The sequence below is a fragment of the Bradyrhizobium retamae genome, from assembly GCF_001440415.1.
Lineage (GTDB): Bacteria > Pseudomonadota > Alphaproteobacteria > Rhizobiales > Xanthobacteraceae > Bradyrhizobium > Bradyrhizobium retamae.
Map to the genome: position 1 here is coordinate 1 of NZ_LLYA01000232.1, position 10949 is coordinate 10949.

The window sequence follows — 10949 nt, forward strand, 5'->3', positions numbered from 1 at the left end:
GACAGCGCTGCTGCCATAAAACGTGCGCCATCTGTTTGTGATGCCATCTCTTTATAGACACGCGCGTCGTTTTTCGATTGCGAGCCTGCCTCGTCCGAGCCGGTCATCCTCATCAGCGCCGACCTGTTCGAGGGGTGAAGAGCTCTCGCGGCCATTGAGTACGCAACTATCCTCGAACGAAGGAGAACAACCCGTTTGTCGCAGTCGCCTAATCGACAACAGAAAATCGAAATCTTCAAAGCCTCGGCATTGTCCGGGGCTTTTGCAGCCATCTCAGTGGCGCTCTCCTCGTCGTAAGAAATGCAAGCGCTATGTCGCCTATTGGCACCTTTGAGACATGCCGGCAGACGGCAACGATGTCTGTTTATGGGGGTTGAGCGGAATTGGTCGGTATACACCCAGACATGCTGTCTCGCCGGAGGGATCATGCAGCGCGAGGAGAACTGGGGCGCCGACCGCCCTTGGGCTGGCCCCAAATGGCCGTCACCCAATGCGTCCGCAAGCAAAATGTCTGTGGTAACTTGCTGATCATCGGCATTCGCAGGCTGGAAAATGGCGATAGCCCATGCCTGCAGTTCGCTCCAACTGGAGTGACGAAACATGGATCCATCGGTCACTGATCTTATTGCGAGGGAAGCGCGCTTTGGCGCCCGGAACTACGAACCGCTCGGCGTCGTTCTGTCGCGCGGCGAGGGTGTCTTTGTTTGGGATACGCAGGGCCATCGCTACCTCGATTGCCTCTCCGCCTATTCCGCAGTGAATCAGGGCCACTGCCATCCGAAGATCTTGGCCGCGATGGTGGAGCAGGCGGGCCGGCTGACGCTGACGTCGCGCGCCTTTCACAACGACCAGCTGGCCCTCTTCTACGAAGAGATCGCGGCGCTGACCGGCTCCCACAAGGTGCTGCCGATGAACAGCGGCGCCGAAGCGGTGGAGAGTGCGATCAAGTCGGTGCGCAAATGGGGCTATGAGGTGAAGGGGGTTCCGGACGGGCAGGCCGAGATCATCGTCTGCGCCGATAATTTTCACGGCCGCACCCTTGGCATCATCGGCTTCAGCACCGACCCGGCGGCACGTGACCATTTCGGACCGTTCGCGGCGGGCTTCAAGATCATCGCCTTCGGCGATGCCACGGCGCTGAAAGAGGCAATCACGCCCAACACGGTCGCCTTTTTGGTCGAACCGATCCAGGGAGAAGCGGGCGTCGTCATCCCACCGTCAGGTTACTTTTCAGTAGTGCGCGAACTCTGCACTGCGCACGACGTGATGCTGATTCTGGATGAGATCCAGACCGGGCTCGGCCGCACCGGCAAGCTGCTCGCGGAACAGCACGAGGGCATCGAGGCGGATGTCACTCTGCTCGGCAAGGCGTTGTCCGGCGGCTTTTACCCAGTGTCGGCCGTGCTTTCGAACAACGCGGTGCTCGGCACCCTGAAACCTGGCCAGCACGGTTCGACCTTCGGCGGCAATCCGCTGGCCTGTGCGGTGGCTCGGGCCGCGCTGCGCGTGCTGGTCGAGGAAGGGATGATCGAGAACGCAGCCGCCCAGGGCACCCGCTTTCTCGATGGCCTGAGCAGCATCCGCAGCAACACGATCCGGGAAGTGCGCGGACGCGGGCTGATGCTGGCTATCGAGCTTCACCCGGAAGCAGGCGGTGCACGTCGCTACTGTCAAGCCCTGCAGGCCCGGGGCATCCTCGCCAAGGACACACATGGGCACACGATTCGCATCGCCCCGCCGCTAGTTATCTCCAGCGATCAGGTCGATTGGGCGCTGGAACAGATCGCAGCCACTTTGAGGCAGGATTTCTCGTGACCTCTGGCCAGCGCCGCCGACTGCCGTCGTTCTGTTGGTGTCAATACACGCCCGCATGCCTCATCTTCCGGGTATACCGAAAACCCATTTTAAAACTCGCGTGCGGATGCACGCGCTCGCTAAGCTATTTCCCTTCCCTGAGCCCCTGGTGTCGAGTGCTTGCTGATGGAGGGATACAGCTCGGCCATCTCTCGCGCGCGGGATCGCTGATGACGAAACCGTCGGTCCGATGCGAAGCCTGTTCGAGACAGTCTTTCGGCCTTAGCCGTTTCAGCCGGTCTGCGTGAATTTGATCGTTGAGACGGGCCACTTTCCATCGTGGCCCCTGATCGAAATTCGTAGGCCGTGCAACTCGTCAAGCCAAACGTTCTCTACTGTCCCGGCCTTTCCATCAGTGAGAACTACGGCCTTGCCGACAAGCTCAGACCGGGCCTCATCGAGCGCGCCAAGGATTGTTAATGCATGGAGTTTCGCCGTAGGCATGGTTGCCTCCGAAATCAGGCCATGCGAGGGCTGCGGATCTCGTCGTCGCCGCCTCCGGACGCGGCGCTCTCACTCTCGCTCCGACACGGGACCGGGTCATCAAGAGTTCGAATGGCTTTCTTGTATGCGCTGCTGCAATCGATCGGCCGACCACTCCAGAGGAGATCACAATTGGCATCGATGTCGGATATGCCACATGTGTCTTTGCCATCCCGGACGACGCGCCTCGACCGATTGGAAAGCGTCACCTTCGGCCAAGCGCCCCAGAACAGCCGTGGCGGCCTGACGTTGCCCGCTCGGCTCCCGTATTACCCAGCTTGGAGTGGGAGATTATCAAGCGCGCGGAGGTAGCACATTTAGGAGCCCTGCTCCTGAGAGCGGGTTCCCCAAAGCGTAAAGGGTGAGAGCTGCCGCAATCCGTGGGTTGGGTTCCGCCGGATGTCGTTGCGGGTCAAGCTCGTCATTCTGACCATACGGCAGTCACTTCCGGTCTACCCCTGAAAGCAGACACTTTCAGTGCGGGTGGGCATGTCTCAAAAGTGCCCAAGAACAGACTTCGACAGACCACCAACGGAAGCGAGCCCAAAGCGTCGCCCGATCAGTCGTTCAGTTTGTCAAGAACCCTCGATTGAAGAATGGCTCGGCTCGGCCCGTACAGACGGAAATAGGCGGACCGCGATTTGCCCGGGATGATGGGCAGCAAATCGCGCGAGGTTGGCCGCAGCGTCGCGGCCAGCGCTACAGGTCAACGCTAACTGATCCGCAGGGCTTGAAGGTTTGGAGCGAGCGCCCGTGCAAGCACCCCTCATGTTTCTGGGCGTAGGCAAGCACGCCCATGATGATCAAAGCCACCACGACCAATCCGACTACTAGGTGCTGCACCATGGCTGTCACTCCAGGTGAACTCATGAACAATGCGACCGGCTCGAATCGTGGGGATCAACGCCGGGGCAGCGCTCCCTCTCGAGCCGACCATGGGGCTGGGGCTGAAATGATCAGCGAGAGGTCGCGCCGCCAAAGAGAGCACAACCGTCGACCTGATGGCAGTGCAAACTTGTTGCCGCGCTGCGCAAATTCGATGCGCGATCAGAAGCCGCGTCTTCGAAAATTCGCCTGTTTGGCCGCCATTGCCGCGATGCTGGCGCTTTCCGGGCGAGCGGCCGAAATGGACCTTGATGATCAGCTGCTCGTGCGCCTGCCGGCGCCGCCCGAAGGACGCCGTGCCCCGCTCCAGGTGATGGACGGCAATTACCAGAGGCTAAGCGGCGTTTGTCCGTGGTGGAACGCCATGGTCGCCCGGCAATGACCTGAATTCGATTCCCGCGAAAACCAACAACGGCCGATTTCTGCTCGGGTCATCCGCGACGTTTCGGCCAGACCCCGATCACTTCGGCTCTTCCCCGATTAGCAGACGTATTCAGAGCCGGTCGGCATGTCTCAAAGGTGCCAGGAGCCGGCATTCAGTTCGCTCTCGCGGATGGGCTAGCTCCGCTCGCGGGGGCCCTGCGGCGGCTGAGGATTGTTGGCGGGGTTGGTATCGTACTTGGATATTCGCGTGATGAGCCCGCTAGTGGCGAGCGGCTGCAAGTCCGCCTCCAGCGCGTCAGCAATCTCCTTGGCATAGACCTCCCGGTCGTCCACGTAGACTGTAAAGGATCTCAAATACTTTTCCTTCTTCGCCGGATTTTCGATCGTCGCCTTCGTCCACTGGTAGAGCGGATAGTTTTCGACGCCGTGCTCTTCTGCTGCGGCGACATACTCCGCAAAGGCGTCGAACTGGCATTTCAGCGCAGCGCGATGCTCGGCGAGGATATCGAACAGCGGCGCCAGTGCCGGAACACGGAGTTTTCGGCGTACCGATTCCGCCGTGGCAGAATCGTTCAGATCGAACCTAACCTGGTACTGCCACTGAGAAGTCACGCTAGTCTCGCATTCTGTCGCACCCGATTTGTCCCTTTCCGATCGCAAGGCGCTACCGCTTCCTCACGAGCAGGTCCGGCACGCGTGTGTCAAGAGCTGGCCGCAATGTCAGGCCGACCGTTTCGTTAGTAGCTCCTCTTTTTGGCGAGGCGCTCGTTGAACGAACGAAGATCGATCATGATTCGTTGGTGGGTTCCGCTGCGCGATGCCTTATTGAAGTCCGGTTCGCCCTCAATTGCGGTCATTGGCGTGCAGCGCAGCGAACGACGCGAAGGGCCACAAGCTGACTTCAAACGGTCGATACTCGGCGAGGATCGTGAGCAGCATCAATTGGCCTTGATGCCGGTCTCGCGAATAACCTTTGTCCACTTGGAGCTCTCCGTCCGGAACAGTGCGGCGGCCTGCTCAGGCGTCGTGCCGATAGCCGTAAACCCGAGCGCCGCCATTTTCTCCTTGGTGTCGGGCAGCCCGATCAGTTTGACGATCTCGCGGTTCAGGAGCGCGGTGATCTCCCGTGGTGTTCCGGCCGGGACGACAAAGGCGAACCATCCCTCGCCCTCGATCTCGGGATAACCGGCTTCCGCCATGCTCGGCACGTCGGGAAGCGCCAGCGAGCGCGTCTTGCTGGTCACGGCCAGCGCGTGCAGCTTGCCCTCCTTGATCTGCGGCACGGCGGGAGGCAGCGAGCTGAATGCAATCGGCGTGTGCCCAGCGAGCGTCGAGGCGACGGCCTGGCCTGCGCTGTTGAACGGCACATGCACCAGGTCCAGCCCAAGCGACAGCCGGAAATGCTCGCCGATCAGATGTGGCGGCGTGCCGGTGCCGGGTGACGCGAAGCTGTATCTGGCGCCGCCGGACCTGATCAGTGCAACAAGGTCCTTGACCGTCCGGACCGCCAGCGACGGATGCACCGACAGCACCGTGGGGGCACTGACAGCAATCGTGACCGGGTCGAAGTCCTTATAGGGATCGTAGGGCACCGTATCGTACATCGCCGGATTGACGACGATGTTCGGCGGAACGACCAGCACGGTATAGCCGTCAGCGGGCGCTCTCGCGCCCTGACCCATACCGATATTGCCGCCGGCACCCCCAACGTTTTCGACAAAGAACTGCTTCCCCAATTGGTCGGAGAGCTTCCGCGCGGCGAGCCGCGCCAGAATGTCTGCCGGGCCGGCGGGCGCGTAAGGTACCAGCACACGCACCGGCCGCGCCGGGTAGGTCTGCGCGAACGCGAAGGACGACAGCGCGGGCGAGATAAGCGAGCTCGCCGTCAGGTTCAGAAATTGCCGGCGCAACATGACCGTCTCCTGATCGAACAAAGCCGGGATATCATTTATGAAACAGCCGAGGTATTATATGGATAGGGCAAAATTCATATCTAAACGGATATGGCAATGGAGCTGCGACATCTCCGGCACTTCGTCGCCGTCGCCGAGGAAGGGCACATTACGCGGGCCGCGGAGCGGCTCGGCATACAGCAGCCGCCACTCAGCCAGCGGATCAAGGCGATTGAAACCGAGCTCGATGTCCAGCTCTTTCGCCGCAAGGCGCGCGGAGTTGAACTGACCGAAGCCGGCCGAGTTTTCCTCGATCGTGCGCGCGCCACCCTCGCGCAGTATGATGGCGCGTTTGAAGCAACACGCAGCGCCGCACGCGGCGAACAGGGTCGTCTTTGCGTCGGCATCATGCCGACCGCTCCATTCCATCCCTTCGTGCCGTTCGCCATCCGGGCGTTTCGCGCGGCTTTCCCGCTGGTGTCGTTAACGCTGGACGAGTGTCTCAGGAAGGAGGCGCTCGAACGCCTGCGCAATAACCAGATGGACGTTGCTTTTTTGCGTGCCCCCCTTGCCGAACCGCAGAGCCTTGTCGTCAATCCACTACTGGTCGAGCCGATGGTGGTCGCGTTGCCGAGCGATCACGTGCTGGCGCAGCGCGATCGCGGCGACGGGGCCATCTCGTTGAAAGATCTTGCTGGCGAAACATTCATCATCTACGCGCGCCAGCTCGGGCCCGCATTTTATGAGGCGACGATGGCGGCATGCCTCAAGGCAGGGTTCAGCCCTCGCCTCGGCCAGGAAGCGCCCCGCATCACATCCGCGCTTAGCCTCGTGGCCGTCGGGCTCGGCATTTCGCTCGTGCCGGCCTGCATGCAGCGAATGACGATGGACGGCATCGCGTACCGGCGACTCAAGGGTGCCTCTCAACCGAAAGCCGTCCTGAACCTCACCTCGCGCCGCGGCGAACCATCGCCGGTGGTTCGCAACTTCGTGAGCCTAGTGCGCCGGGCCGCGCAGAATTTTCGCCGTGATCCTGAGAAGGGTGGCACAATTCGAAGGTCCGGTTAGCGTCAGACCCGGAAGTTCAAATGTTCACGACTGGTTTCCGGTTTGCCTCTGACAGCCGACGTGGAAAGGGCCACGGCCTTGTTCGGCTGAGGGCCAATAGATGACGTCGAGGGCTTGATCCAGTACGAAAGGGAGGCAGCCTGGTGGGATAAAGGCAATGGCTCAAAAGTTTAGCGTGATGAACAGTACAAAATGGGAAGAATTGCGCTTGGCAATGTATGCCATTGAGCCTGCACCAAGGTATCGATGCATGACGATTGCCGGCCATTATTCGGAAGAGGACGCTGAGTGGTTCTATCACTTCCGAGCGGGCGGATATGACGACATTCGTTACATCGATATATTCGCTGAAGGCCAATCTCATCGAGAACAAGTCCGACGCGCCCTGAAGAAAATCCATCTACCCGGGGAGGAAACGGTCGAAGGCTTTAGGGTGTACGGCTACGCGCTCCCGGGACAGAGCCTCGATTACTTGTAAGACGGAGGCTTCACCGAACGTCTGCAAGGGGTCAGACCCGGAAATCCAAATGTCCACGAGTGGTTTCCCGGTTCGCCTCTGACAGCCGACATGGAAAGGGCCACTGCCTTGTTGGGCTGAGGGCCATTATCCGAAGTGCAAGCGCTAAGAGTATCAACGGTCTTTAGCGGCGCGCGCGCGGTCGATCAGGGCCTCAACTATTGGCAATATTTGCGTGACAACCGCTTTGTTTCTGGCTGCGTTGGGGTGTAGCCCGTCCAGCGCCTTCAGCTGCGCATCGTCCACAAACGTCTCGTTGAAAGCCGGGTAGAATAGCGCGTTGTATTCGCGGGCAAGACCAGCGAACATCGCGGCAAACGCCTTCTCGTGTTCGTCTCCAAAGTTTGTGTGAGCCCGCACCCCGCAAAGGAGAACGACAATCCTCCGAGCTTCAAGATTGCTTAGAATCGCTGCGAGCGCCGCGCGAGTGACATTTGGATCGAGTCCCTTGGTCATGTCCCACCAACCGAGCTCCAAAATCACCGCGTCTGTATCGTCTGTGACAACTCGGTTCAATCTAGCGAGGCCCATTGCGGCCGAGTCACCGCCCACGCCCGCATTGGTAACTGCGACCGAGTGACCTTTCGCTTTCAATGCAAATTCAAGTTGGTTCGGGATGCGATCAATTTCGGGGACCTTTCCTGCAGTGAGAGAATCTCCGATCATAACAATTTTGACCACCCTATCGTCGGCACGAACCTTATGGTTTGCTGCCCACGGCAGCACGATGCAAAGCGCGACGACAACGACTGCGACGCGATTTCTCAATTCTGATTTCATAGGCGCTCTCTCGTGTGGCTAGAGTAGGCATTCACGCGTGCCCGAGTGCATTGCGCGAAGGGGTGAGAGACCGGCACAAAAGAATTGTCGGTTATGGAGTACGCGATGCCCGCCGATAGCATGCCCGCTGCCCATTCGGCCTTAACGGCGATGTCGGCACATCCCGTATCGAGAGCAGCTCCAGTGAGCCTAAGCGATCCCGCGCCCGTCCAAAAGAGGTCATCCTGCTTGCCCTGACACAATGTCACCCGAACTGGGTGCCGCAAGTTTCGGCTTGGGGTCAAAAGCGCCGTTTTGAAAGCCGGCCAGTTACTTCGTTTTACTGCGCTAAGCCGACCATTCCAGAGCCATGTTTCACGTCGCGTCAGGGCCAACAGGCGACGTTTGGTCTAAACTGGAAGATGCTCAGCCCTCTACCCGAGATATCTTGAAAAAGCGGTGCAGTTGGCAACCGTCGTCCAAGCGGCACGGCAACCTAGCTTAGTTCGAATTTTCGGAGCTTAGAGTGAATTGCAACCGTTCGGCCACTAGCGCCTGGAGTTGCCACAGCGATTCGTCGTGAATGCCCAGTTCCTCTAATCGGACCACAGTTTCTCTGAGGTATTCTGCGCAGGAGCCCCAATGTCCCGCAGCTGATGCCAGAATGTTGGCGGCCTCTTCTAACGGCAACGTCCCAGAGTAGTGCGGGCTTTCGCGGTTTACCACCATACCGAGAGCCCGGATCGGACCTTCATCCGTTTCAGCTGTCACCCAACGCGGTACGTTCACCGCTGGTTTAACCATCATCTCGCGCCGAAATAGGGCATTCAGGCTCGCCAAGACCTGATCGGGAGGGAGCCTAAAGATCATGCCTTTGCACCTGCCACCGCGATCAAGCGCGAGCATTAATCCCGGCTTATCGCGGGTGCCGCGAAAACGGGCCACCCGATAGCAAAACGCCCGATGCCATCCCCGAACTGTAGCTATCCGGCTTTCGCTAAATTCACATACCGGCTTCCAGAGAAGCGAGCCATAGCCAAAGAGCCAGACATCACTAAGTGGTGCGTGTGCGAGAACGTTGCCTATGGCTGCATCGTAATCTTCATCGGTCATGTAGACCGCGCCGGGGCTCGGGCCTGCATCCTCGACCACGCGCGTGGTGCGTGCCACAAGATCGAGTGTGAGTGCCATCTCTCGAAGCGTTGTCGGCATAAAGCTGTCCCTCTGGAGAGGCGATCAAAACTACTGCATTTTGTGCTCAGCTTAGCGGATAGGGAATAAGGCGCATATTAGACCTCCTTGGAGCTAATCGGAATCTACAGAAAGGCAGCCAATTCCGGCAGTGTTCCTGTCGTAGGCAGGGCCTTCCGTGACAGTACGGAGCGATCCTCACGCGACAAAGCTCGCGATTGCAAGACGCCGCCTCGCACTCGCTAACGTCTCCTTCGGGTCAAACGCGACATCGGACCGAGAGGGGACGAGGTCTGCTCTACCCTCAAGAACGGACATCAGCTTTGGCGGTTACGGTGTCTGCCTTGTGAATGGTGAACCCGACTTCCCGGACATGCGCGTCACTTACCTCGATGCGACCGAGCATCCCGGGACCGTCCAAGAGTACAAGATCATGTCCACCCTGGAATCGTTATCACCGGTGAACTGGCTTATACTGGGAGCGTCAGCGACACTGTCCAACCAAACTGGACATGACGCGTGAATTCAGTCCAGCCGCGAAGGAGAGTCCGATGAAATCGCTTTTACTGCTCACGGCGAGCGGTCCGCTGCTCATTCTCACGTCGCACGATTCCTTACACGATCCGAATCTGCTCGAGGAGCTCAAGCACAAAGGAATTGGCAAGTTCGTCGCATTTGAGGTTCCAGTGTCGCTCGCTAGGGAGCGCTACGGCGGGGCATTTTCAAACAGTCGAGAGCAATCTGCACGAGACCGATGATTTGAGAGTGCTCGACCTCAATGGCCAGCGAGTGTTTCAGCTCTTTCGTTTCGATGAACTCGGTGCACCGATTCTTCAAGAACAGCGGTGATCCGGTTTTGTCTTAAAGCATGATCCGAAAGCAGCCTGGGAATTTTCTGCTCAGGTGCGAAAAGCCGACTCGCCATCTCATTCGATCACCTCATCGGCGCGGGCAAACAGGTGTTTTTAGAGGCCCAAGGGGCAGAGCGTTCGACGGCCTCTTAAGAACATAGGCAGAGCGCTCCTGCAGCGACATTCTGGGTGCGAGATGCGCCTGATCACCACGGCAGGTTAGCGACACGACAGCCCTGCCTCTATCTCGGTCCAAAAGCCGCAATGCGTTGGAGAATTTGCATGCGCACCGTGGTGTGTCGCATTGAGCAGAAGCACAATCGTGACCGCCACCGATGCAACAGAAGCGACAAAGATGCGCAGCATTGGATGCGTAATTCTCGGTAAGAGGTGTCGCCAAAGACGAGGAAGCCCCCGGAGAGATCATCTCCGAGGGCTTCTTGGATCGTCGAGATTGGGTACGTCCGCCAATCCGACGATACTGCTCTCGCAATCTCGCCACCTGATCATGTGCAGTATGTGGCAGCGGTGCGTCACCAGCGTGATCTTATTCCGCCAGAAAGCTGCGGGCGGACAGCTCGTGTTTTTGCCAATCGGCGCGCCGACGACGTTCAGCGCCTGACGGCACCCCGATGGTGGACATCGACCAACACCGGACCGATGTCCGTTTCGTGCCAATAGCGACATGCGCGCTTGCATTTCTTACGACGAGGAGAGCGCCACTGAGAAGGCTATAAGCAAATGCCCACAATGCCGAGGCTTTGAAGATTTCAATTTTTCTGTTGTCGATTAGGCGACTGCGACAAACGGGTTGTTCTCCTTCGTTCGAGGATAGTTTGCGTACTCAATGGCCGCGAAGGCTCTCCACTCCTCGAATAGGTCGGCGCTGATGAGGATGACCGGCTCGGACGAGGCAGGCATCGCAATCGAAAAAACGACGCGCGTGTCTATTATATTACATGGTTTTGTTACATCTCGTTACGGCAGTTGCGGCCTTCTTAGGCATGATCATAAAGAGATGGCATCACAAACAGATGGCGCACGTTTTATGGCAGCAGCGCTGTC

At 58.9% G+C, this 10949-nt stretch carries 11 protein-coding genes; 5 read left to right on the forward strand and 6 right to left on the reverse strand.

What is annotated here, in order from left to right:
• On the reverse strand, nucleotides 1–272 hold a 272-nt coding region (locus CQ13_RS45090), incomplete at its 3' end, for a hypothetical protein (protein ID WP_210183092.1).
• Between the two features lie 328 nt (nucleotides 273–600).
• Here CQ13_RS45090 and rocD point away from each other — a divergent pair.
• Nucleotides 601–1815 (forward strand): ornithine--oxo-acid transaminase, encoded by a 1215-nt coding sequence (gene rocD, locus CQ13_RS39925; RefSeq protein ID WP_057848235.1) that lies wholly within the window; start codon nucleotides 601–603, stop codon nucleotides 1813–1815.
• A 270-nt stretch (nucleotides 1816–2085) separates the two neighbouring features.
• On the opposite strand, the gene CQ13_RS46305 is transcribed toward rocD, so the two are convergent.
• On the reverse strand, nucleotides 2086–2298 hold the full coding sequence (locus tag CQ13_RS46305; protein WP_057848236.1) for a PRC-barrel domain-containing protein: 213 nt from the start codon (nucleotides 2296–2298) through the stop codon (nucleotides 2086–2088).
• 1078 nt (nucleotides 2299–3376) lie between these two features.
• Between CQ13_RS46305 and CQ13_RS39935 the strand changes: the two genes are divergently transcribed.
• Nucleotides 3377–3604, forward strand: a complete 228-nt coding sequence (locus CQ13_RS39935; RefSeq protein ID WP_057848237.1) for a hypothetical protein — start codon at nucleotides 3377–3379, stop codon at nucleotides 3602–3604.
• A gap of 176 nt (nucleotides 3605–3780) precedes the next feature.
• Here CQ13_RS39935 and CQ13_RS39940 read toward each other — a convergent pair whose 3' ends face one another.
• Both CQ13_RS39940 and CQ13_RS39945 read right to left on the reverse strand, forming a co-directional pair.
• Entirely contained in the window at nucleotides 3781–4218 is a 438-nt protein-coding gene (locus tag CQ13_RS39940; RefSeq protein WP_057848238.1) for a hypothetical protein, read from the reverse strand.
• A 326-nt stretch (nucleotides 4219–4544) separates the two neighbouring features.
• A complete protein-coding gene (locus CQ13_RS39945; protein ID WP_063800255.1) occupies nucleotides 4545–5519 on the reverse strand; it encodes a Bug family tripartite tricarboxylate transporter substrate binding protein in 975 nt (324 codons plus the stop codon).
• Nucleotides 5520–5615: 96 nt separating this feature from the next.
• On the opposite strand from CQ13_RS39945, the gene CQ13_RS39950 reads away from it, so the two are divergent.
• Together CQ13_RS39950 and CQ13_RS39955 are read left to right on the forward strand one after the other, a co-directional pair.
• Nucleotides 5616–6566 carry a LysR family transcriptional regulator gene (locus tag CQ13_RS39950; RefSeq protein ID WP_197427602.1) on the forward strand — a complete coding sequence of 317 codons (951 nt, stop codon included), beginning with the start codon at nucleotides 5616–5618 and terminating at the stop codon, nucleotides 6564–6566.
• A gap of 157 nt (nucleotides 6567–6723) precedes the next feature.
• Entirely contained in the window at nucleotides 6724–7044 is a 321-nt protein-coding gene (locus CQ13_RS39955) for a DUF6678 family protein (RefSeq protein ID WP_245309288.1), read from the forward strand.
• 153 nt (nucleotides 7045–7197) lie between these two features.
• On the opposite strand, the gene CQ13_RS39960 is transcribed toward CQ13_RS39955, so the two are convergent.
• Together CQ13_RS39960 and CQ13_RS39965 are read right to left on the reverse strand one after the other, a co-directional pair.
• The gene (locus CQ13_RS39960; protein WP_063800254.1) at nucleotides 7198–7863 is read right to left on the reverse strand and encodes a GDSL-type esterase/lipase family protein; all 666 of its coding nucleotides are present in this window, start codon (nucleotides 7861–7863) and stop codon (nucleotides 7198–7200) included.
• A 480-nt stretch (nucleotides 7864–8343) separates the two neighbouring features.
• Nucleotides 8344–9054 (reverse strand): gamma-glutamylcyclotransferase, encoded by a 711-nt coding sequence (locus tag CQ13_RS39965; RefSeq protein ID WP_057848242.1) that lies wholly within the window; start codon nucleotides 9052–9054, stop codon nucleotides 8344–8346.
• 530 nt (nucleotides 9055–9584) lie between these two features.
• Here CQ13_RS39965 and CQ13_RS39970 point away from each other — a divergent pair.
• Nucleotides 9585–9791 (forward strand): hypothetical protein, encoded by a 207-nt coding sequence (locus CQ13_RS39970; RefSeq protein WP_245309624.1) that lies wholly within the window; start codon nucleotides 9585–9587, stop codon nucleotides 9789–9791.
• Nucleotides 9792–10949: the final 1158 nt, after the last annotated feature.

What these genes read in the sequence shown, in the direction of transcription:
- CQ13_RS39955 (WP_245309288.1), top strand. Translation starts at nt 6,724, where the DNA reads ATGGCTCAAAAGTTTAGCGTGATGAACAGTACAAAATGGGAAGAATTG.
- rocD (WP_057848235.1), top strand. Translation starts at nt 601, where the DNA reads ATGGATCCATCGGTCACTGATCTTATTGCGAGGGAAGCGCGCTTTGGC.
- CQ13_RS39950 (WP_197427602.1), top strand. Translation starts at nt 5,616, where the DNA reads ATGGAGCTGCGACATCTCCGGCACTTCGTCGCCGTCGCCGAGGAAGGG.
- CQ13_RS39965 (WP_057848242.1), bottom strand. Translation starts at nt 9,054, where the DNA reads ATGCCGACAACGCTTCGAGAGATGGCACTCACACTCGATCTTGTGGCA.
- CQ13_RS46305 (WP_057848236.1), bottom strand. Translation starts at nt 2,298, where the DNA reads ATGCCTACGGCGAAACTCCATGCATTAACAATCCTTGGCGCGCTCGAT.
- CQ13_RS39970 (WP_245309624.1), top strand. Translation starts at nt 9,585, where the DNA reads ATGAAATCGCTTTTACTGCTCACGGCGAGCGGTCCGCTGCTCATTCTC.
- CQ13_RS39935 (WP_057848237.1), top strand. Translation starts at nt 3,377, where the DNA reads ATGCGCGATCAGAAGCCGCGTCTTCGAAAATTCGCCTGTTTGGCCGCC.
- CQ13_RS39960 (WP_063800254.1), bottom strand. Translation starts at nt 7,863, where the DNA reads ATGAAATCAGAATTGAGAAATCGCGTCGCAGTCGTTGTCGTCGCGCTT.
- CQ13_RS39945 (WP_063800255.1), bottom strand. Translation starts at nt 5,519, where the DNA reads ATGTTGCGCCGGCAATTTCTGAACCTGACGGCGAGCTCGCTTATCTCG.